The sequence below is a fragment of the Acutalibacter muris genome (genome assembly GCF_002201475.1).
GTDB lineage: Bacteria > Bacillota > Clostridia > Oscillospirales > Acutalibacteraceae > Acutalibacter > Acutalibacter muris.
This window is the reverse complement of the sequence record NZ_CP021422.1, coordinates 769,019-788,315: the sequence shown is the minus strand read 5'-3', so window position 1 is coordinate 788,315 and position 19,297 is coordinate 769,019. Positions and strand designations below refer to the sequence as shown.

21 protein-coding genes, 1 tRNA gene and 1 riboswitch are annotated in these 19,297 nt (G+C 58.5%); of the genes, 14 read left to right on the top strand and 8 right to left on the bottom strand.

The window, feature by feature from the left end; all coding sequences use genetic code 11:
* Window positions 1–111: 111 nt before the first annotated feature.
* The 3 genes from nagB to ADH66_RS03960 all read right to left on the bottom strand — a co-directional run bounded on the left by nagB (window position 112) and on the right by ADH66_RS03960 (window position 1,916).
* On the bottom strand, window positions 112–819 hold the full coding sequence (gene nagB / locus ADH66_RS03970; RefSeq protein ID WP_066535442.1) for a glucosamine-6-phosphate deaminase: 708 nt from the start codon (window positions 817–819) through the stop codon (window positions 112–114).
* Window positions 820–1,017: 198 nt separating this feature from the next.
* A complete protein-coding gene (locus ADH66_RS03965) occupies window positions 1,018–1,521 on the bottom strand; it encodes a hypothetical protein (protein ID WP_066535444.1) in 504 nt (167 codons plus the stop codon).
* Window positions 1,521–1,916, bottom strand: a complete 396-nt coding sequence (locus ADH66_RS03960) for a DUF4430 domain-containing protein (protein ID WP_066535445.1) — start codon at window positions 1,914–1,916, stop codon at window positions 1,521–1,523. The genes ADH66_RS03965 and ADH66_RS03960 overlap by 1 nt, the downstream gene beginning before the upstream one ends.
* A 106-nt stretch (window positions 1,917–2,022) precedes the next feature.
* Window positions 2,023–2,245: riboswitch (cobalamin riboswitch) on the bottom strand.
* 148 nt (window positions 2,246–2,393) lie between these two features.
* On the opposite strand from ADH66_RS03960, the gene ADH66_RS03955 reads away from it, so the two are divergent.
* The 9 genes from ADH66_RS03955 (at window position 2,394) to ADH66_RS03915 (ending at window position 10,726) form a co-directional block, all read left to right on the top strand.
* Window positions 2,394–3,017: a hypothetical protein gene (locus tag ADH66_RS03955; protein ID WP_066535447.1), complete on the top strand. Its 624-nt coding sequence runs from the start codon at window positions 2,394–2,396 to the stop codon at window positions 3,015–3,017.
* Window positions 3,010–3,903, top strand: coding sequence for a hypothetical protein (locus tag ADH66_RS03950; RefSeq protein ID WP_084384256.1), 894 nt, complete (start codon window positions 3,010–3,012; stop codon window positions 3,901–3,903). The genes ADH66_RS03955 and ADH66_RS03950 overlap by 8 nt, the downstream gene beginning before the upstream one ends.
* A gap of 2 nt (window positions 3,904–3,905) precedes the next feature.
* A complete protein-coding gene (locus tag ADH66_RS03945) occupies window positions 3,906–4,538 on the top strand; it encodes an ABC transporter ATP-binding protein (RefSeq protein WP_066535449.1) in 633 nt (210 codons plus the stop codon).
* A 14-nt stretch (window positions 4,539–4,552) separates the two neighbouring features.
* Window positions 4,553–6,001 carry a COG1361 S-layer family protein gene (locus tag ADH66_RS03940; protein ID WP_066535451.1) on the top strand — a complete coding sequence of 483 codons (1,449 nt, stop codon included), beginning with the start codon at window positions 4,553–4,555 and terminating at the stop codon, window positions 5,999–6,001.
* The gene (locus ADH66_RS03935) at window positions 5,998–6,750 is read left to right on the top strand and encodes a hypothetical protein (RefSeq protein ID WP_066535454.1); all 753 of its coding nucleotides are present in this window, start codon (window positions 5,998–6,000) and stop codon (window positions 6,748–6,750) included. Before ADH66_RS03940 ends, ADH66_RS03935 begins: the two co-directional genes overlap by 4 nt.
* Before the next feature lie 149 nt (window positions 6,751–6,899).
* Window positions 6,900–6,986: transfer RNA gene (locus tag ADH66_RS03930), tRNA-Leu, on the top strand.
* Between the two features lie 189 nt (window positions 6,987–7,175).
* Complete coding sequence (gene htpG, locus ADH66_RS03925) at window positions 7,176–9,071, top strand: molecular chaperone HtpG (protein WP_066535460.1); 1,896 nt, start codon at window positions 7,176–7,178, stop codon at window positions 9,069–9,071.
* 28 nt (window positions 9,072–9,099) lie between these two features.
* Window positions 9,100–10,230 (top strand): CPBP family glutamic-type intramembrane protease, encoded by a 1,131-nt coding sequence (locus tag ADH66_RS03920; RefSeq protein ID WP_066535463.1) that lies wholly within the window; start codon window positions 9,100–9,102, stop codon window positions 10,228–10,230.
* 4 nt (window positions 10,231–10,234) lie between these two features.
* Window positions 10,235–10,726 (top strand): nucleoside deaminase, encoded by a 492-nt coding sequence (locus ADH66_RS03915; protein ID WP_066535467.1) that lies wholly within the window; start codon window positions 10,235–10,237, stop codon window positions 10,724–10,726.
* A gap of 56 nt (window positions 10,727–10,782) precedes the next feature.
* Here the strand turns inward: ADH66_RS03915 and ADH66_RS03910 are convergent, their stop codons facing one another.
* The 3 genes from ADH66_RS03910 to ADH66_RS03900 are packed head-to-tail and all read right to left on the bottom strand — an operon-like array spanning window position 10,783 to window position 14,487.
* Window positions 10,783–12,132: a sensor histidine kinase gene (locus tag ADH66_RS03910; protein WP_066535468.1), complete on the bottom strand. Its 1,350-nt coding sequence runs from the start codon at window positions 12,130–12,132 to the stop codon at window positions 10,783–10,785.
* Window positions 12,129–12,791 carry a response regulator transcription factor gene (locus ADH66_RS03905; RefSeq protein ID WP_066535469.1) on the bottom strand — a complete coding sequence of 221 codons (663 nt, stop codon included), beginning with the start codon at window positions 12,789–12,791 and terminating at the stop codon, window positions 12,129–12,131. Before ADH66_RS03905 ends, ADH66_RS03910 begins: the two co-directional genes overlap by 4 nt.
* A gap of 22 nt (window positions 12,792–12,813) precedes the next feature.
* Complete coding sequence (locus ADH66_RS03900) at window positions 12,814–14,487, bottom strand: DUF6034 family protein (RefSeq protein WP_066535474.1); 1,674 nt, start codon at window positions 14,485–14,487, stop codon at window positions 12,814–12,816.
* A 236-nt stretch (window positions 14,488–14,723) separates the two neighbouring features.
* On the opposite strand from ADH66_RS03900, the gene ADH66_RS03895 reads away from it, so the two are divergent.
* From ADH66_RS03895 to ADH66_RS03875, 5 genes are all read left to right on the top strand, one after another.
* Window positions 14,724–15,173 carry a LytTR family DNA-binding domain-containing protein gene (locus ADH66_RS03895; RefSeq protein ID WP_066535477.1) on the top strand — a complete coding sequence of 150 codons (450 nt, stop codon included), beginning with the start codon at window positions 14,724–14,726 and terminating at the stop codon, window positions 15,171–15,173.
* A 20-nt stretch (window positions 15,174–15,193) separates the two neighbouring features.
* Window positions 15,194–15,634 carry a hypothetical protein gene (locus ADH66_RS03890; RefSeq protein WP_066535480.1) on the top strand — a complete coding sequence of 147 codons (441 nt, stop codon included), beginning with the start codon at window positions 15,194–15,196 and terminating at the stop codon, window positions 15,632–15,634.
* 480 nt (window positions 15,635–16,114) lie between these two features.
* Window positions 16,115–16,291 carry a 30S ribosomal protein S21 gene (gene rpsU, locus ADH66_RS03885; RefSeq protein WP_016404966.1) on the top strand — a complete coding sequence of 59 codons (177 nt, stop codon included), beginning with the start codon at window positions 16,115–16,117 and terminating at the stop codon, window positions 16,289–16,291.
* A gap of 94 nt (window positions 16,292–16,385) precedes the next feature.
* Window positions 16,386–16,892 (top strand): YqeG family HAD IIIA-type phosphatase, encoded by a 507-nt coding sequence (locus ADH66_RS03880; protein ID WP_066535482.1) that lies wholly within the window; start codon window positions 16,386–16,388, stop codon window positions 16,890–16,892.
* Complete coding sequence (locus tag ADH66_RS03875; RefSeq protein ID WP_066535484.1) at window positions 16,889–17,968, top strand: M24 family metallopeptidase; 1,080 nt, start codon at window positions 16,889–16,891, stop codon at window positions 17,966–17,968. Before ADH66_RS03880 ends, ADH66_RS03875 begins: the two co-directional genes overlap by 4 nt.
* A gap of 328 nt (window positions 17,969–18,296) precedes the next feature.
* Here the strand turns inward: ADH66_RS03875 and ADH66_RS03870 are convergent, their stop codons facing one another.
* Window positions 18,297–18,767, bottom strand: a complete 471-nt coding sequence (locus tag ADH66_RS03870) for a hypothetical protein (RefSeq protein ID WP_066535486.1) — start codon at window positions 18,765–18,767, stop codon at window positions 18,297–18,299.
* A 20-nt stretch (window positions 18,768–18,787) separates the two neighbouring features.
* Window positions 18,788–19,261 (bottom strand): hypothetical protein, encoded by a 474-nt coding sequence (locus tag ADH66_RS03865; RefSeq protein ID WP_066535489.1) that lies wholly within the window; start codon window positions 19,259–19,261, stop codon window positions 18,788–18,790.
* Between the last annotated feature and the right edge of the window lie 36 nt (window positions 19,262–19,297).

Sequence of the window (19,297 nt, the reverse complement as noted above, 5' to 3'; positions counted from 1 at the left end):
CTCCCTCGCCACATTATATACTTTCTAAAGGATAAGAGTGCATGGCCACTTTACCGCTTTCTTTCAGAAAGTATCCGGGAAGGGAGACGGTGTCGCTATTTTCCGCCCTGTTTACGCCTTGCTCAGAATAACGGTCGCGTCCTTGTGCAGCTGCAAAACGGACGCGGGCACCCGGGGCGTTACCGGGCCCTGGAAGGCCCTCTCAACTATTTCGGCCTTGTCCGCGCCGGCGATAAGCAGCACTCTCTTCGCCTTCATAATGGCCCCGACGCCCATGGTAATGGCGCTGGTGGGCACGTCCTCGGGCTTGTCAAAAAGGCGGGAGTTGGCCTTTATGGTGCTCTCCGTGAGCTTCACGGTGTGCACGGCGGCGTGGAACACGTCCTCGGGCTCGTTAAAGCCGATATGGCCGTTATGTCCTATGCCCAGCAGCTGAAGGTCCGGCCAGCCCAGGCTCTCCACCAGGGCCTCGTAGCGGCTGCACTCGGCCTCCATGTCCGGGGCCGAACCGTCGGGCAGGTGGGTACTCTCCTTGTCCACGTTCACCCTGTCAAAAAGGTTCTTGTCCATAAAGTAGCGGTAGCTCTGTGGGTCGTTCCCTTTAAGGCCGCAGTATTCGTCCAGGTTCACCGTGCGCACCCGAGAGAAGTCCAGCAGCCCCCCCTCATACCGCTTTACAAGGTTCGCGTAGGTTCCAAGGGGCGACGAGCCCGTGGCAAGGCCCAGCACACAGTCCGGCTTTAAAAGCACCTGTCCCGCGATGATATCCGCCGCAAGGGCGCTGAGTTTTTCATAGCTCTCCACCTCAATGATTCTCATGATGTTCCCCTCATACAATTAAATATTTGCAGATGATTTTTAAAGTGGCTCTGCTTAGTCCACCAAAACGACACTTTTTAACATTATAGTGTATTGCCCGGGCATTTTCAAGCATAACCTACAAATTCCCGGCATTTTTATGCTCTTTTCCCAAAAAACAAGGGAAGGACCCGCCAAGGCGGAGCCCTTCCCTGCCGCTCAGCCAATAGTGCCCGCGGCCTTTATCTTTTCCAGCGCCTTTCTCAGAGGTCTGTAGAGTACCAGCATCAAGAGGAAGTTTCCCCCCGCGTGCATAAGGTCAAAGGGCAGGCCGCTCCATATCCAGGCCAGCATCATCCTCACCCCGCCCACCGGCAGGTACGTAAAGGAGCACAGCGTTCCGAAGCAGAGCCCGTAGAATCCCGCGAACACCGCCCACTGCCAGGCCCTGTCCATACGCCTGAAAAGCCATGTCAGGCACCACAGCAGCGGCCATATGTAAAGATACATCACCCACCAGGAGCCAAAGCCGTACAACAGCCCTTCAAGGAGAAGGAACACCGCCACGGCCCCCAAAGCCAAGGGCCCGAAGCACAGGGTGAACAGCACCGTCAGAAGGGTCACCGGCTCGAAGTTCGGCAAAAAGGCCATGACCTCCTTGCTCACCGTCAGCAGCACCCCCATCATGGCCGTCAGGCACAGCCGGACAAGGCGCTTGTCCATCAGTAGCCCACTGTCAGCACAAGGCCGTACTTCTTGCCCTCTTCGATGGGGGTGGAGTCTATGCCGGTCATGGCGGTTTCGCCGTCCACCGTCAGACACCACCACTCCTGATTGCTCTCGTCAACGGTATAGCCGTCCACGGTCTTCACAAACAGGCCGTACTGGCCCTCCTCGCCCTCGATGAGCTTCTCGCTGACAAGTGCGGGGCCAAGCATCTCCTCCGTGGTCTCATAGGTGAAATCCTTGGTGCTGCCGTCCTTGTGGGTCACTGTGACGGAGACGGTCTTTTTGTCGCCGCTCCCGCCGCTTTGGCCGCACCCGGCAAACACCGTGACGGTCATAAGCAGCGCCAGCAAAAGCGCCGCCGCGCGGGTGCAAATGGTTCTGTTCTGCATTGTAAATGCCTCCTAAAAAGTATTTTTTAGGGTGGCCTGTCCGGCAATATTCCGGACCAAAGAGCGCCCTTTACACGCCCCTGCAAGGCTCACTGAACACCGCAGCTGCCCTGCGGCCCTCCGGGCAAGTCTTCCGGCTCAGACATCTCCGCCCGCGCCCAGCCTTCCCGGTAAGCTAATACCAGTGACATCTCAGCCATCAGGTTCATGGCCCTGACGGCCGGGGCGCGGGCTCCGTCATCACGGCGACGGGTTCGCCAGGGATTTTCACCCTGTTCCTATGTTCGGCCATAGCGTTACTATGGACACCTCGGAGTCCCAACGGTCAAAAATATAGCATAAAAGAATTATAAAGTCAAGTTTCGGGCATAGTGTTTACATTTTGATGATGTTTTCCTGAATACTTGATGACCGCAAAGGTGTTAAACTTTCCTTTATAGAGAAGAGTTTAACGCCTTTTGCATTTTCGGTGATAAAATGAACAGCTTTGAAACGGACCTTAGACGGGCGGTGCTGTCCATAAGGTTCCTTTTGGGGGCCGCGCTTCAGCTTCTGATACTGTGGACCCAGGGGGAGGCCTCCGCCCTGTACAGAATGAGCCTCCCCATAGCCTGTACCCTGCCCTATGCCTGCGGGTGGCTGGAGGAGTATAAGACGGGCTATGCGCGGCTGGCCCTCTCCCGGGGGAGTATGCGGGGATATATCCTGGGGAAGTTCCTCTCCTGCTGCATAGCCGGGGGCGGGGCCGAGGTCCTTGCCGCCTGGCTCTATGTGTCCCTTAAAGCGCCGGGGACAGAGTGGGACTATGGCCGCACCCTCCTTGTGGCTGCGCTGTGGGCGGCGGTGGCGGCGGTGCTGGCGGCCCTGTCGGGCAGCAGGTATATAGCCTTCGGCGGGGCCTTTGTGGTCTGCTATTTCCTGGTGATAATCTCCGAGCGGTACTGGCCGGGGCTCTACTGCCTGTATCCCTATGAGTGGCTGGATATGCGCCACACCTGGCCCTTTGGCGGCGCGGGGGTAACGCTGCTGCTCATTGGGCTTCTCCTGGTGCTCTTTCTCTGCTACTACATTATCCTGAAGGGGAGGATAGAACGTGACTAAGCTTCGGCAGACGGCCATTACCGCCCTAATGAATTTCAGCCGCTGGCCCCACAGCCCCCAGATATGGCTCTCCTTCGGTCTGGGGTTCATAGCCTGCTTTCTGATGTCGCAGAAGGTGGTGGACTTTGCCGCGAGGCAGGACACCCTTTTGCAGCTTTTCGAGCCCTTCCTCTGGACCTTCGGCGACGCAAATTCTATTTTGCTCATCTCCCTATGCCTTCTTCTGCTCTTTGGGGATATGCCGAACCTTGGCAACGAGGCCCCCCTGTTCCTGGTGCGGACCAGCCGCTTCTGCTGGATGGCCGGGCAGCTGCTGTACCTTACGCTGGCCACCACCCTTTTTGTGCTGTTCATACTCCTCTCCACCTGCGTCCTCTGCGGGGCCAGGGCCTTCTCCGGCAATATGTGGAGCGAGACCGCCGCCATACTGGGCTACTCCGGCATTGGGGAGAGCATCGCCGTGCCGGCCTTTGTAAAGGTGCTGGAGCTGACCCTCCCATACCAGTGCACTCTGCACATCTTCGGGCTCATGCTGGGCTACTCCCTGGTGCTGTCGGCGCTGATATTCTTCTTCAACCTATTAAAGGGCAAAAGGGGTATGCTGGCCGGAGCGGCGTTCAGCGGGTTTGGCTTCTTCCTGACCCCCCAGGTGGTGACGGACTGGTTCCGTCTTGGGCCCACAGAGAGCCGCATAGCGAATATCCTGTTCGGCTGGCTCTCGCCCCTGAACCACGCCACATATTATATGCACAACTTCGGATACGACAACCTTCCCCGCCTTGGGGATTCCTATCTTGTCTTCGGGGCGGCAAGCCTTGCGGTCTACCTGCTGGCCTTCTGGCGGGTGAGAAAGTATTCTTTCAATTTTACCGGAACGGAGCGCTGACAATGGAGCATAGTGGTATCATAGTGGAAAACGTGTATAAATCCTTCGGCAGGGAGACGGTGCTGGAGGACGTGAGCCTGTCAATTCCGCCGGGGGAGATCGCCGGGGTGGTGGGCAATAACGGCAGCGGCAAGACCGTGCTGATGAAGTGCATCTGCGGCTTCCTGCGGCCGGATAAGGGCAGCGTCACCGTGAACGGCGCAAGGGTGGGCAGGGACCGGGACTTCCCCCCGAGCCTCGGGATAATCATCGAAACCCCGGGCTTTATACCCAATATGAGCGGCTACAGGAACCTTAAAACCCTGGCCTCTCTTAGGGGGCTTATCGGAAAGAGAGAGATACTGGCGGCCCTTGACAGGGTGGGGCTTGCAAAAAGCGCCCATAAGGCCGTCTCAAAGTATTCCCTTGGTATGCGCCAGCGCCTGGGGATAGCCCAGGCCGTTATGGAGGACCCGGCGGTGCTTATACTGGACGAACCCTTCAACGGGCTGGATAAGTCCACGGCGGAGGATATGCGCGGGCTGCTTATAGAGCTCCGGGACAGGGGCAAGGCCATACTCCTTGCCAGCCATAACGCCCGGGACATAGAGGAGCTCTGCGGCTGGGTATACGAGATGGACGTGCACAAAGCCTGACAGAGGGGGAGCGTATGAGATATATTTTCGCGTTTATAATGGCGGTCCTGCTGGTCTTCGCCCCGAGGGTATTAGCCCTGGCGGAGGAGGGGGAGGACCTCCAGCCGGACTCGGCGGCAGAGCCCAGCCCAGAGCCCACGACAAAGGAGCAGACTCTGCTCTATATCGACAACAGAAGCCTATATGAGCACATGGACAGGACCTACTCCCAGGGGTATAGGCCCACGGTAAAGGGCGGCGCGGCCACGGTGGTGCTGCCCCTACTGTGCCGGGGAGAGCTGAGGGACAACTCCCTTCGGGCCAGGGCCGTGTTCGACCCGGGCGGGCCCTTTGCGGCGAAAAACTACGAGCAGACGGTGGAGCTGAAGGAACACAAGGTAAACGGCGGGAAACAGAAAACGGCGGGGTACTGCGCCATATTCACCCTGGAGCTGGAAAAGGATAGGCTGAACGGCAGCTACCCGGTGACAATAAATGTGTCCGGAACGGATATTCACGGGGCGGAAATTCAGCAGGACTTCACCCTCTTTGTCAGCATAACCGACGGCAAGGACCCAAACGCCACCCCCGCCCCGGAACCGGCGCCAACGCCGGAGCCGGAGCCCCCGGTGGTGCTGGGGCCCAAGGTGCTTATAGAGTCCTGCACGGCCATATCCCTTGAGGAGGACGGAGAGCCGGGAACCGTAAACGCCGGGGACCGTGTGCGTGTTACTGTCACTCTTGTGAACACCAGCGGGTCCCAGGGCCTTGAGAACATGGCGGTGACGGCGGCCTCCCCCGGGGAGGGCTTCGCCCTTCTGAGCCCGTCGGAGAGCGTGTATGTGGGAGATCTGGCGGCGGGTGGCAGGACCCAGGTCGTATACGACTATCAGGTGAGCCCGGAGACCGCCGCCGGGCAGTACGCCATACCCATAAGCTATGACTTCGCCTACAATAAGGGGGAAACCGGCTCCGGCAGCGGCAGCGCACGGGTGAACATCTCCCAGCCCCTGGAGATGGAGTTCTCCCTGGGCCGTATGCCGGGGGAGGCGGTGGTGTCCGACGTGATAGAGGTGAATATCCAGGCCATCAATCTCAGCCACGCCAAGGCCTATAACGTGCGCGCCGCCATAGAGGGAGACGGCCTGCTGCCCTCGGGCACGGCCTTTATCGGGGACCTGGAGGGCGGCGCCATGGGAGAGAAGCCCCTGGAGATAACCATAACCGGCCTTACAGAGAGCGAGACCCCCTATGGACCCACCGGCGGCACGGTGACCTACCTCTATGAGGACCGGGACGGCGCCGAGTTCACACAGACAGGGAGCTTTACCCTGGACGTTAAATCCCCCTTCTCTGAGAATACGCCCGCCGACGAAAAGGAGGACCCGGGGCAGTTCTGGATAGTGCTGGGGGCCGTGGGCGCGGCAGTATTGGGGCTTTTGGGGGCGCTTATCTGGAAAGGGGCAAGGAGGCGCAAGGCATGAGGGGACCGATGGAGCTTCTGCGGCTGCGTAAAAGGAGCGACAAGGTAAAGGTGGCCCTGGCCTTGTTTCTGCTGGGAATACTGCTGATGGCGGACCTGCTTGTGGGCGCGGCGAAATATATCTCCATGGCCGGAGAGCCGGTGGAGTATGTGCTGAGCGTAGGCGCGGAGGGCGCGGCCCTTAACGCGAAGCTCCTGGAGCTGGGGCAGAGGGAGAGCGTTGTGTCCGTAAGCCGCCAGCGGGAGTATACCCTTGCAAGCGGCGACAGGTCGGTAACGGTTATAGAGGTCTCCCCGGAATACCTCAGCGCCTGCTTCGGGCTGGAGACCGCCGGGGCGGGGGCGGAGTTCTTTCTTGGCAAAAGGGCCTTCGGGGCGTTCTGCGGGGGCGGCGCCCAGTCCCCGGCGCGTCTCAAATGCCAAAAGGGGGAGGATACCGTCAGCGGCGCGTTTATCTTGGCGGAGGGCCTGCCGGAGGAGCTGGCCCTGACAAAGGGCGCCTCCCTGACCCTGGACGGAGCCCGGTCCCTGCGGGTGATGCTTCGGGGCAGGGATATAAGTGGCGTGGAGACCGCAGGGCTTGAGGGGAACGGCTTTGTGATAGAGAACCGCGAAGCGCTGACGGAGGCCGCCCACGGAACCCAGCTGTTTCTTGTAAAGCTGCGCTACGGCGGGGCGGCCTGCGTGCTGGCACTGCTGCTGGGCCGGCAGCTCTATAAGGCCGGGCGCGGGGAGGCCGGGGATTTATAGCTTCAGCTCCTTGAGAAAGCTCTCCCTGCTTAAGGTGCTCCGCATATTGATAGCGCAGTCTTTAAGAAAAAAGTCAAAAAAGCCCTTGACAAACCCCATGCCGGGTGATATAATAAACAAGCGCTAGGGTGAAAGCCCGGGTAAAGCGAGCAGGTATGGCGGAATTGGCAGACGCGTATGGTTCAGGTCCATATGAGCGCAAGCTCTTGCAGGTTCAACTCCTGTTACCTGCACCACTGCGAGAGTCCTTACAGTATTTGAACGATGCTGTAAGGACTCTCGTTTTTTATGTCAGGCAGGCTTCTGTCATACCTTAGCTCTGCTTTTTGACGCTCCCCGCAGGGTTTACGGTGTTGCAAGGGGCCAAAAATTATGTTATAATACAGAAATATAAGTTATTATAGTGAAAGGAAGTCTTTTTAGCTATGGCAATTAAGGAATTTCAGGCAGAATCCAAACGGCTGATGGATCTCATGATAAACTCCATCTACACCCACAAGGAGATCTTCCTCCGGGAGCTTATCTCCAACGCCAGCGACGCCATCGACAAGCTCTACTATAAGAGCGTCAGCGAGGGGGTTACGGGCCTTAACAGGGAGGACTTCTTTATCCGTATCGAGGCCGACAAGGACAGCCGCACCCTCACCATCACCGACAACGGCGTGGGCATGACCCCGGAGGAGCTGGACAGCAACCTGGGGGTCATCGCAAAGAGCGGCTCCTTGCAGTTCAAGAGCGAGAACGAAAAGAACGACGCGGACGTGGACATAATCGGCCAGTTCGGCGTGGGCTTCTACTCGGCCTTTATGGTGAGCTCCAAGGTGGTGGTGGAGAGTAAGGCCTTCGGTGCTGAAAAAGGCGCCCTATGGGTCTCCGAGGGCCTTGAGGGCTATGAGATTACAGAAACTGACTGGAACGAGCGGGGCACCCGCATAACCCTCAGCATCAAGCCCGACACAGAGGAGGAGAATTACAGCGAGTTTCTGGACCAGTACAGGCTGAGCCACCTTGTGAAGCGGTACTCTGACTATATCAGGTACCCCATCAAAATGGAAATGCAGCGCTCCCGGAGGAAGGAGGGCTCCGGCGAGGAGGGCAAGGAGCCGGAGTATGAGACCTACTTTGAGGAGGAAATCTTAAACTCCATGGTGCCCCTCTGGAAAAAGTCAAAGAGCGAGGTCACGGACGAGGAGCTCAATAATTTCTACAAGGAAAAGTTCGGGGACTGGCAAGACCCGCTGCGGGTGATACGCACCTCCACCGAGGGGGCGGCCACCTATACGGCCCTGCTGTTTGTGCCGGGGACCGCGCCCTATAACTACTACACCCGGGACTTCGAGAAGGGCCTTCAGCTCTACGCCAGCGGAGTGCTTATCATGGACAAGTGCGCGGACCTGCTGCCGGACTGCTTCAGCTTTATAAGGGGCCTGGTGGACTCCCAGGACCTGTCTTTGAATATTTCCAGGGAGATGCTGCAGCACGACAGGCAGCTGAAGCTAATTGCCGGACGGCTTGAGAAGAAGATAGCAAGCGAGCTCAAATCCATGCTGGAGAACGACCGGGAGAAGTACGAGGAGTTCTGGAGGAGCTTCGGCCTACAGATAAAGTACGGTATGTACGAGGGCTACGGGGCAAAGAAGGACGAATTGAAGGACCTGGTGCTGTTCACCTCCTCCAACGAGAAGAAGCTTACAAGCCTTAAGGAATACTTTGGGCGGATGAAGCCGGAGCAGAGCTGCATATACTATGGGTGCGGCGAGAGCGCCGGGAGGATACTGGCGCTGCCCCAGGCCGAGGCCCTTATGGAGAAAGGCTATGAGCTCCTGTGCCTGACGGACGACGTGGACGAATTCGCCCTTAAAATGCTTGAAAAGTACGAGGAGAAGGAGTTCAAGAACATCACCGCCGAGGGCCTTGATTTGCAGAGCGACGAGGAGAAGCAGCACACAAAGGAGCTCGCCGACGAGAACAAGGGGCTTCTTGAAGCCATGGGCAAGGCCCTTGAGGGCAAGGTCCAGGAGGTCAAGCTGAACGCGGGCCTTGGAAGCCACCCGGCGGCTCTCTCTACCCAGGGGGCCATCTCCGCCGAGATGGAGAAGGTTCTGAACAATATGCCCGCCGGGGAGAAGGTCAAGGCCCAGCGGGTGCTGGAGCTGAACCCGGAGCACCCTGTTTTCGCGAAGCTTCGGGAGCTTTGCGAAAACGAGGAGAGACTCTCGCTCTACGCCAAGGTGCTGTATGGCCAGGCGCTGTTGGTAGAGGGCACGCCCCTTGAGGACCCCGCGGAGTTCGCGCGGCAGGTTTCGGCCATAATCGTATAAGCCTGGTCTATTTTTGAAAGGAGCCGGTATGAATCAGCCTAATGAGCAAGTGACACAGCAGGCCGCGCAGAACCACCCTGGCGCGGGCTATTCCCAGGGCTATGAGCCCCGGCAGCAGGCGGTATATCAGCCTTATACTGTATACCAGCCTTACCCCGCGCCCCAGTATCAGGCCCCGGGGTTCTCTGTAAAGCGAAGGGACCCGAGAAAGGCCGGGGCCCTGAGCACCCTGAACAAGCTGGGCCTTATGATGGTGGCCCAGACGGCGTTAAGCTTTATATTGCAGCTTGGGGCTGTCCTTCTGTGTACCAGCACGGGCCTTGACATCTACAGCGACGAGCTGGCCCTTGTGCTGCTGTCCATAGGGCTTGCTCCCATATGCACCGCCGGACCGCCCCTTGTTTATATGCTCCTGGGGAAAAAGGACTGGAACTTTCACCTGCGTTTCGGGCGGGCGAATGTTTTCGGGTGCCTGCTGGTCATACTGGCGGGGCTCGGGGTGTGCCTTGCGGCAAACCTGCCGGCAGCCGTGGTGAGAGAGGTGCTGGAGGGCCTTGGAGCTAAAGAGCCCGACAGCGTCCTGGGCCAGGGGGGCGGTTGGTTAAGCTTTATAGCGGAGCTCCTTGGCGTGGCGGTGATGGTGCCCCTGCTGGAGGAGTTCGCGTTCAGAGGGGTGATACTCTCGGGGCTCAGAAGGTACGGAACCGGCTTTGCCATAGCGGCCTCGTCGGTGATATTCGGCATGGCCCATATGTCCCTTTCCAGCGTGGTGTTCGCCACCATAGCCGGGGTGGCCATGGGGCTTGCCTATGTGCTGACGGGGAACCTCTGGACGTCGGTGTGCATACACGCCTTAAATAACGGCATAGCCGTTATCGAGAGCTACAGCGACCTGATACTGGGCGAGGGCCGGCAGGAGCTGCTGGCCGGGATAACCATGCTGGTGGTCTGCGCCGTAGGGGTCGTCGCCCTTGTGATGCTGCTGATACTGAGAAAGACATTATTCCCGAAGCGGGAGCCCCTGGCCCCGGCGGACGGCGTGCTGTACCAGCCCCTGGGCTTTGGGGAGGCCGTTGTCACCCTGCTCAAGTCCCCGGTGCTGTGGGCGATACTCGCCATGGTGCTGGTGGAGACGGCCCTGATGTTTATAGTGCTGTAGGCCCATGGGCATAGAGAGGGAGTTCCTGCCCGAGAAGCGGTTTATGCTGAGGGCCCTGGAGCTGGCCCGGGAGGCCGGGCTTGCCGGGGAGGTGCCGGTGGGGGCGGTGATAGTGCGGGGCGGCTCCATAATCGCACAGGGGCGAAACCGCCGGGAGGAGCAAAAAAGCGCCCTGGCCCATGCGGAGATAGAGGCCCTTGCGGGGGCGTGTAAGGCCCTTGAGAGCTGGCGGCTGGAGGGGTGCCAGCTGTACGTGACCTTAGAGCCCTGTCCCATGTGCGCGGGGGCCGTGGAGAACGCCCGGATTGAGCGGGTGATATACGCGGCGGACAGCCCGGGGGCCGGGACGCTGGGTGTGCCGGTGTACCGTGGCTTCATGGAGGAGGAGGCGCGGGAAGTTCTGCGCGAGTTCTTCAGAGAGCTAAGGTGCGCGGTGCAGCCGACTTCGCCTTGCGAAGCCGCAGAGTTTCGCAAGGCGAAACTCTTGGGCATATAGGCCTCTTGCAGGGTTTGACAACACAATACGCTCAAGGGCCGCTTTTAAAGCGGCCCTTACTTATGCCCTATAATCGCCCGTGTCCCCTGTCCAAGCCGGCTCTCTATGCGCAGCCCCAGCCCATGCCGCCGCAGTATCACGGAGGTAAGGGCAAGACCCATGCCGGCCCCGCCGCTTTGGCGGCTGCGGGATTTGTCCACCATGTAGAAGGCTTCGGTCAGGTGGGCGATATCCCCCTCAGGTATGCCGCAGCCGTCGTCCTCCACCACCAGCGCGCCGTCCTTCATATAAATCCTCACCCTGCCCCCCTCAGAACAGGCCTTCACACCGTTGTCCACCAAGTTCACCAGGGCCTGGACCATAAGGTCCCTGTCACAGGGCCACGTGCCCGGGCAGTCCCCAACATCTATCTCCACGCCACGGTCCCGGGCCCCGGGCAGGCAGGTCTCCCGGGCGGACTCCGCCAGCTCTGAAATTTCCGCGGGCTCCCTTACCAGGGGCACGTCCCGGTCCAGTTCCAGCAGCCGCAGCATCTTTTTCGAGAGCCGGTCGAGCCTTGCGCTCTGTGTGCATATATAGCGAAGGGCCGTCTCCCTGTCCTCCTCGCTGAGCTTCGCGTACCGCAGGGTCTGGGCATAGCCTGAGACGGCCGTCAGGGGGGTCTTCAGCTCGTGTGTCAGGCTTGCCATAAACATGGTCTTCTGCTCCTCGCTCTCCTCCACCCGGCGGATATGCTCCTCCACCGCCGCCGCCATGCGGTTGAAATCCCTGCCAAGGCCCGAGAGCTCGTCCTTTCCCTCCTCCGGGGCCCGGCGGTCATAGGCCCCCGCCGCGATGGCGTTGGCGCTGTCGGAGAGGGCCTGCAAGGGCCGGAGAGCCCGGCGCAGCATATAGAACACTGCCGCCGCTGCCGCCGCCAGTATCAGGGCAGACAGCAACCCCTGGCCCGCCGCCAGACGGTACAGGCTGAAATAGGTGTCCGTCACGTCCACAAGGTGTATGAAAACAAAATACGCGTCGCTGTCAAAGCGGTACACCAGAAGCCGCCGCCCTCTATAGAGCCCCGCCTCCTGGGGGCCGGACCGGGGCGGGCTGTTCTCCGTGAGCTCAGCGGGGTCCAGCACCGTCCTGTTATAGCACACCTCGCCCTCCCTCAGGAGTATCGTGTACTCGTCGTCCTGGGACTTCAGCCAGTAGGCCGCCGCCTGCACCCCGGCCCCGCCGGTAAGGTGGGCGCAGTAGTTCTCGAAGCCCTGGAAGGCCGCCTGGCTCTGGGCATAGGCGCTGCGGTTCGCCTCCAAGAGGAGGGCCCGGCGGCTCATGGAAAAGCTCAGGCCTATGCACAGCACCGTGGCCAAAAGCAGCACCCCCCCGGTCATAAGGGACAGCTTCACCCTCAGCTTCATATGCCGTCCTCCAGCCTGTAGCCCAGTTTCGGCACGGTCTTTATGGCGTTCTGCAGGCCCAGCTTCTTTCTGAGCTGGCCGATATGCACGTCCACCGTCCGGGTCTCCCCAAGGTACGCGCTGCCCCAGACCAGGCCGATAAGGTCCTCCCGGGATATGGCGATATTCTTGTTTCTCACCAGCGCCACCAGCAGGTCGAACTCCATGGGCTTTAAGGCCACCTCCACCCCGGCCTTTCTGACCCTGTGGCCCCCAAGGTCTATCTCCAGGTCCAGCACCCGCAAAATCTCCCGGGGGGCCGTGCGGGCCAGCACCTTCTCCATGCGCACCAGCAGCTCCAGCACCTGGAAGGGCTTGACTATATAGTCCTCCGCCCCGCCGGTCAGCCCGTGGAGCTTCGAGTCCAGGTCATCCCTGGCCGTCAGGAATATGGCCGGTATTTTATACGGCTTCAAAAGCTCAAATACCCCGAAGCCGTCCAGCCCCGGCACCATCACATCCAGAAGGGCCAGGTCATAGGCGTGGTCCCCCGGCAGTGAGTCCCGCACCTTCAGGCCTTCGGAAAAGACCACCGGCTCCATTCCCGCCACCCGGAGATTCATGGCTATCATGCCGGAGATAGCCTCCTCGTCCTCCAAAACCATGATCCGCCTTGCCATAGGACCGTCCTCCCCTTTAACTTCAATATCCTAGATTCGCATCTATCACCGAGCCGTCTATGGCGTTCACCGCCAGCAGCGTGCCGTTCCTCTCATAGGCCGGGTACTCCCCGCTGTAGGCCGTGACCTTCCCCTCAAAGCTCCAGACAGGCACCACCAGCCCGGTGTCAAAGCTGTCCTTCTCGCTTATGCGGGAGTAACTCAGCCGCACCCGGTCCACCCTGGCCGTCACGTCATAGTCCTCCTCGGCCAGCACCATGGGCAGCATCTGCTCGAAAATCCCCTTCACCTCGTCAAAGGTCTTTAGGGACGTGCCCTCCACCACCGTTTCGGTTATCTCCAACGGGGCGTTGTACTGGAAACCCACAATGCCCCTGTCGTTTACGCGTATCTCTATGCTCTCCCCGGGCCACATCTGCTTGCGGTTGGGGTTGCTGGTGTCCTGGCCTATCACGAACTTCGCCCCGCTGGACTGGGTCAGCTGCACGCCCTCCAGCTCCCGGGTATAGCGCAGGACATATAATACGTCATACAGGAAATCCGCTTCCTCGTCCTCTCCGCCCAGAAGCTCGCTGTATTTGCCGCCCTGGCTGAATTTGAAATCCGTAAGGCCCAGCCTGCCCAGCAGCTCCTCCGCCTTCGCCTGGGCCTCCTCCTGGGTAAAGCTTATCTCCGTCTTGTCAATGGGCTTGAACGTAAAGCCTTCCTCCAGAACATAGTTGTTTGTGATGACCGGAGAGGGCACGCCCTTTTCCTTCCAGAAGCCTTCATAGTCCTGGGTCAGGCCCAGTTCCCTGGGGGTAAGGGTATAATCAAGCATGGTGTCCTCTACCATTACCCCACTCATATGCTTATAGAACCCCAGGTTGTCAGAATAGGCTATCTTGTTGCTGTAGTCGGCGTTGTTCTGCACCACCAGCCTGCGGTAGTGGCCGTCGCTGCCGTCAGAGGCGGCGTCGAAAACGGCGTCCCCCTCCTCGTCATGCAGCGTCAGCCCTGACTCATAGCTCTCCGGGTCAGACTCGTACAGCTCCCGGTAAAGATGGATTTTATAGTCGGTGGGGTAATCGGCGAAGTTCACTTCATCGGGGGCAGTTTCGTACTCCCCCTGGCGCTCGTCTATATCATTTTGCATCATCTGACGGTACTCCTCTATGCTGGCGTTTACCTCCTCCTCAGTGGGTCGGTGCTCCTCCGGGAGATTCGGGTCCTTCAGCAGCTGTCTTTCCTGGGCGGTGTAGTCCTCTACCGACTGCCGGAGGAAATTTATTTCCCGCTCAATGTCCTTCTTTGTGCGCACGCCCAGAGCCTTGCCGTCAAACAGCTCCACCTCCCCGCAGAGCTCCGCCCGCACCTTATCCAGGAACTCCTGAGTAAAGGGCTTCTGCTTCACCCTGTAGATGGACAGCTTCTCCACCTCGGGCAGCTCCACCTGTGCGTCCACCTCCGCCTTTACCTTGAGGTTGGGGCTGTCAAGAGTGGTCTTGTAGGTCTCCGTCTTCTTCGCATCCTCTATGAGTTCCCCCGCGTCCACCCGGCTCTCCCCGCCGCTCTCGGCTCCCTGGGATATGAGCTTGTCCATGTCCTTGTTGGCAACGATAGAGCCCTCCGGGTCCTCCTGGCAGGCGGGCAGAGTAAAGAGCATCGCCCCGCAAAGGGCCCCGGCCATAAGACGCCTCAGTTTCTCGCTAAGCATTTTCGGTCCTCCTGTTACTATAGTTTATTGTATCATAACCGAGGGGCGTTCATCAAGTATTCAGGAAAATATCATCAAAATGTAAATACTTGCGCCGGGCTCCTGTCCTCTTACTCCCCGTATAGCGCAGGTCAGTGCTCTGCCCCTTGCGCGGCACAAAATAACGGCGTATACTACGCAGTAGTATACTACACAGTAGTAAACGCGCTTACTATATCACCCAAAGGGGGCGGGCCATGAAGATCAAGATGGAGGTGGCTCCGGGTATCACGGAGCCGGAGATAATACTGCGCTGCGCCGAGGCCGGCGAGGCCGCGGCGGGGCTGCTGGCAAGGCTCTACGAGCTGGCGGCCGGAGAGACAGGGAAGCTTACCGGACAGCTGGAGGGCCAGACCTACCTTCTGGACCCGGCAAAGGTGCTCTATGCCGACACCGCCGACAAGCGCGCCTTTCTCTACACCGCCGGGGCGGTCTATGAGACGGAGCTTCGGCTGTACGAGCTGGAGGAGCGGCTGCGGGGCAGGGGCTTTTTTCGGGCGTCGAAATCGGCGCTGGTAAACTTCAACGCCATACGTTCCCTGCGCCCGGACCTGGGGGGCAGGATAAGGCTGACGATGGAAAACGGCGAGGCGGTGTACGTCTCCCGGCAGTACGCGCCCTGGCTGAAAAAGAAGCTGGGCCTATAGCAATAGAGAGGAGAAACAACATGAAAAAATTTTTAAGGTTTGTGGGAGAGCTGAAAAACTGGGGCTGTCTGAGCTTCACCGGGGCCCTGTGCATCTACATGGCTATAGATTGGCTCTTTGGGGGCGAATACATCCGCTACTCGCTGATAGTGCAGCTGCTGGCCATGTGCGGGGTGATAACCCTTCTGCAATACGTATTTTTCTCCGGCCAGGTGCTGAAAAAACCCAGCTACTGGCTGCGGCTGCTGATATTCTGCGGGCTGATCTTCTGCGTATGCGGCGGCTTCGCCTGGGCCTTCCGCTGGTTCCCCATGGATAACCCGGGGGCGTGGGTCTCGTTTATCGTCATATTCTTTGTGGCCTTTGTGGTGCTGTGCCTTGGCTTTGAGATATACTTCCGGGTGCTGGGCAAAAAGTACGACCAGGCCCTGGGCCGCCGCAGAGAGCAGGACGGAAAGTAGGGGTTGACAAACGCCTGTGCATTAGAGTATAATCTACTTGAAAAGTATGTATGCCAATGCCCTGCCAAAAAGGAAACCCCAGAGAGTGTCAGTCTCCGGGGTCTCTTTTTTGCTCGGGCTTACTTCACCCGTTATAACTTGCGGTCAAGCCACTTGCAGATTACATGAACTGTAACACCTGCCATAACCGCCAGCAAAAAAAGTATGTATATCCGCCAATGCCCTCACCTCCTCCCTGCTCTGGGAGTACCTTTTCGGGTGAAAGCGCCTATATTATACAATACCCCAACGCATACTGTCAACTTAAGCGGGCTCGAATAATGAAGAATCCATGAACATTCCGTAACATTCTAAAAAGTCTTTCCAAGGGGGGTTGACAAGCCCTTGGGTTGGAGCTATAATGTTTATGTTGTAGTATATTTTCATATATTATATTTACGACGCACACCCCTGCCTTTTCGGCGGATGGGAGGGATATGAATGGCTGAGATACGGCTCAAGGAAAACGAGTCACTGGACAGTGCCCTGCGGCGCTTTAAGAAGCAGTGCGCCCGCGCTGGCGTTATCCAGGAGGTTCGCAAGCGGGAGGCTTATGAAAAGCCCTCCGTCAAGCGTAAGAAAAAGTCCGAAGCGGCCCGCAAGCGCAAGTATAAGTGAGCGCGGGCCAACGATTAGGTTTCAGACCTGATGAAAGGCGGGCGCTCCGCGTTAATGTCGGCGCCCGTCTTTTTGCTGGGAACAGGAGGGTCCTATGGCACTGTTTAGACCTACCGCGGTAAAGCCCCGCATCGGGGAGGTCACCCCGCGGCTTCTCCGGCGGCTGGGTGCCCGGGCCGTACTGCTGGACGTGGACAACACCCTCGCCACCTACACCTCCCACGAGCCTATAAAGGGCGCGCTGGAATGGACCCGGGAGCTCATTGGGGCGGGGTACAAAGTGGTGATAGTGTCCAACAATTACAAAAAGCGGGTATCGGCCTTTGCCGCAAGGTTCGGTCTGCCCTATATCAGCTTTGCCATAAAGCCCCTGCCCTTTGGGTATGTACGGGCGGCAAAAATGCTGGGGCTTCGGTGCCGGGACTGCGTCATAATCGGCGACCAGATCTTCACCGACGTGATAGGCGCCAATCTCTGCGGCATGAAGTCCGTGCTGTTGGAGCCCCTCGACCCCGAGGAGGGCTGGACCTTCAGGGTGAGAAGGCACCTTGAGAAGGGGCTTAGAAATAAATTTAAAGTGAGAGAGGATGTAATAAAATGAAAAACCCTGTTGAGCGCATAAGGGACAGGCTCATCGCCGGGGACAGCCAGAAGGCGGTGCTGGTGTTTTCCGAGTGCAACCGCCGGTACTTCACCGAGTTCCCCTCGGACATCGGCATATTGCTGATAACGGCCGACGAGGCCTATCTGCTGCAGGACTTCCGCTATGAGGAGGCGGCCGGCTACTCGGCCAAAAACTGCAAAGTGGTGGGCTTCAAGAAAATATATGAGACGCTCTGCGAGCTTCTGGAGAAACACGGCGTGAAGCAGGTCTATCTGGAGATCAACAAGCTCTCTGTGTCCCAGGCAAGGAAATTCGAGAAGGAACTGGGCGGCAAGGGCATCGAGGTGGTCCTGGACGAGACCCTGGACAACGCCATAAAGGACCAGCGGATGATAAAGTCCCCGGAGGAAGTTAAGAAGATAGAAGCCTCCCAGGCCATTACCGACGCGGCTTTTGAGCATATACTGCCCTTTATCAAGGAGGGCGTGACCGAGCGGGAGCTGGCCCTGGAGATAGAGTTCTTCATGCGCAAAAACGGCGCCGACGGCGTGGCCTTCGACCTAATTGTGGCGGCGGGCAAAAGCGGCTCCCAGTGCCACGCGGTGCCAAGCCAGAACACTGTGCAGAAGGGCGACTTCATAACCATGGACACCGGCGCGCTTTTGGACGGCTACCACTCCGACATGACCCGCACGGTGGCTCTCGGCAAGGTCAGCGACGAGCAGCGAAAGGTCTATGAGACGGTGCTGGAGGCCCAAATGGCCGTTATAAACGCGGTGAAGCCCGGCATGGTCTGCAAGGACGTAGACAAGATAGCCCGGGACATCATCGAGAAGGACTACCCCGGCGCCTTCGGCCACGGCCTTGGCCACGGAGTGGGCTTTGAAATACACGAGTGGCCGGCGTTCTCCTCAAAGGACGAGACTGTATGCCAGGAGGGTATGGTGATAACAGACGAGCCCGGCGTCTATCTGCCTGCCCAGTACGGCGTGCGTATAGAGGATATGCTGCTTATCACCGCCGACGGGTGCCGGAGCCTGACAAAGTCGCCCAAGGAGCTTATCGAGCTGTAAGCTTATCAAGCTTTATACATAGAAATCAAATAAAACTCCCCGTCAATGACAGGGAGCCAACCTTCACAAAATTATAACGAATACCAAGTAAACGGAAAAATGAAAAAATGCTATGCCAAAAGTTGTTTGAGCGCATGGCATTTTTTATTTTTTAAATCATCAATTTGAATTTTTCATTATCCGAAGGACGCGCAGCCATCACCGCAAATAAGTATTTCAACAGTGACAATCCGTTGGGAACAGAGACTCTTTCTCTATGGAATTTCTTAACTTTTTCCTACGGGAGGGAGGAAAGCGGCGGTTTCCACAAACCGCCGCTTTCCTGAAATCAAGAGAGTTGTGTGAAGGAGGCGTTCTGCTTACGGTAGGTATCGTTGTCCTTTTCACCGAGTTCCTGTTCCGTCTGGGCCAGTTGGCGCTCCAGTTCTTTTATCCTGGCCTCATTGTTCTCAGTACCCAGCTGCTGCTTCAGCTCCTGCTGCTTCTTTTTCAGCTTTTCGATTTCCCGGTCCACCTTTCCCGTATCGCAGACCCATTTTTCCTCCGGCTTATTGGGCGCGCCCGCCGGCCGCTCTGGGTCATCAAAATAGATTTTGGGCTGGCCCTTCTCGCCCTTGCCCCTCCAGTACCGGCCGGAGGGCTCCGACCGTTCCTCGGGGACGTATTCATCCATCATGGCCTTCGGCCGGCGGCTTTGGGCGTCCTCCTCGGCCCTCTGAACCTTGGGGGCACCCTGCGCTTTCTCGGGAGCGGTCAAAGGGCGGATCGCTTCGTTACTCAAACCAGAAACAGGCGTCATAAAATATTCCTCCTTAAATTCTACGCTGTAAATGAAAGATTGGCTTCTGCCTCCACCAGGGCGCTGGAAACCTCTCCAGCCGGCGTATAGATGACCGGCTCACTGGCAACTGGCTCTACCGCCTCCGGGGGCTCGCTGTTCTTCAGCGCCGCTTTCGCCGCCTGGCTGATTTGAACCAGGTCGGTCTCCTGGGGGCGGTCCCGCTCTGCGTTTTCTTCTGTGCGCTTTTGCTCCTCCCGGCGCTTTTCGAGGGCGGCCTCCTGCTCCAGCTTGGCCTTCTCACGCTCCTCCTTTGCCTCGGCCTCCATGCCCTCGTCCAGTTTTTCCTGGTATTTGGCAGCCTTCTCGGTGCACTCGCCAGTGTAGCCCAACGCCCGCTTCATCTTCTCCGTGTCACCCTCGGCACTGGCCTGGCGGTACACACTCATGGGCGTACCCGCCAGCGTGATATTGGAGCTGGTGCCCAGAAGTCCCTCCATCATCTGTACGTTCATGCTTGCACCTCCTTTCAAATAGTAGTATTTTAGTGG

What these genes read in the sequence shown, in the direction of transcription:
- nagB (WP_066535442.1), bottom strand. Translation starts at nt 819, where the DNA reads ATGAGAATCATTGAGGTGGAGAGCTATGAAAAACTCAGCGCCCTTGCG.
- ADH66_RS03965 (WP_066535444.1), bottom strand. Translation starts at nt 1,521, where the DNA reads ATGGACAAGCGCCTTGTCCGGCTGTGCCTGACGGCCATGATGGGGGTG.
- ADH66_RS03960 (WP_066535445.1), bottom strand. Translation starts at nt 1,916, where the DNA reads ATGCAGAACAGAACCATTTGCACCCGCGCGGCGGCGCTTTTGCTGGCG.
- ADH66_RS03955 (WP_066535447.1), top strand. Translation starts at nt 2,394, where the DNA reads ATGAACAGCTTTGAAACGGACCTTAGACGGGCGGTGCTGTCCATAAGG.
- ADH66_RS03945 (WP_066535449.1), top strand. Translation starts at nt 3,906, where the DNA reads ATGGAGCATAGTGGTATCATAGTGGAAAACGTGTATAAATCCTTCGGC.
- ADH66_RS03940 (WP_066535451.1), top strand. Translation starts at nt 4,553, where the DNA reads ATGAGATATATTTTCGCGTTTATAATGGCGGTCCTGCTGGTCTTCGCC.
- ADH66_RS03935 (WP_066535454.1), top strand. Translation starts at nt 5,998, where the DNA reads ATGAGGGGACCGATGGAGCTTCTGCGGCTGCGTAAAAGGAGCGACAAG.
- htpG (WP_066535460.1), top strand. Translation starts at nt 7,176, where the DNA reads ATGGCAATTAAGGAATTTCAGGCAGAATCCAAACGGCTGATGGATCTC.
- ADH66_RS03920 (WP_066535463.1), top strand. Translation starts at nt 9,100, where the DNA reads ATGAATCAGCCTAATGAGCAAGTGACACAGCAGGCCGCGCAGAACCAC.
- ADH66_RS03915 (WP_066535467.1), top strand. Translation starts at nt 10,235, where the DNA reads ATGGGCATAGAGAGGGAGTTCCTGCCCGAGAAGCGGTTTATGCTGAGG.
- ADH66_RS03910 (WP_066535468.1), bottom strand. Translation starts at nt 12,132, where the DNA reads ATGAAGCTGAGGGTGAAGCTGTCCCTTATGACCGGGGGGGTGCTGCTT.
- ADH66_RS03905 (WP_066535469.1), bottom strand. Translation starts at nt 12,791, where the DNA reads ATGGCAAGGCGGATCATGGTTTTGGAGGACGAGGAGGCTATCTCCGGC.
- ADH66_RS03900 (WP_066535474.1), bottom strand. Translation starts at nt 14,487, where the DNA reads ATGCTTAGCGAGAAACTGAGGCGTCTTATGGCCGGGGCCCTTTGCGGG.
- ADH66_RS03895 (WP_066535477.1), top strand. Translation starts at nt 14,724, where the DNA reads ATGAAGATCAAGATGGAGGTGGCTCCGGGTATCACGGAGCCGGAGATA.
- ADH66_RS03890 (WP_066535480.1), top strand. Translation starts at nt 15,194, where the DNA reads ATGAAAAAATTTTTAAGGTTTGTGGGAGAGCTGAAAAACTGGGGCTGT.
- rpsU (WP_016404966.1), top strand. Translation starts at nt 16,115, where the DNA reads ATGGCTGAGATACGGCTCAAGGAAAACGAGTCACTGGACAGTGCCCTG.
- ADH66_RS03880 (WP_066535482.1), top strand. Translation starts at nt 16,386, where the DNA reads ATGGCACTGTTTAGACCTACCGCGGTAAAGCCCCGCATCGGGGAGGTC.
- ADH66_RS03875 (WP_066535484.1), top strand. Translation starts at nt 16,889, where the DNA reads ATGAAAAACCCTGTTGAGCGCATAAGGGACAGGCTCATCGCCGGGGAC.
- ADH66_RS03870 (WP_066535486.1), bottom strand. Translation starts at nt 18,767, where the DNA reads ATGACGCCTGTTTCTGGTTTGAGTAACGAAGCGATCCGCCCTTTGACC.
- ADH66_RS03865 (WP_066535489.1), bottom strand. Translation starts at nt 19,261, where the DNA reads ATGAACGTACAGATGATGGAGGGACTTCTGGGCACCAGCTCCAATATC.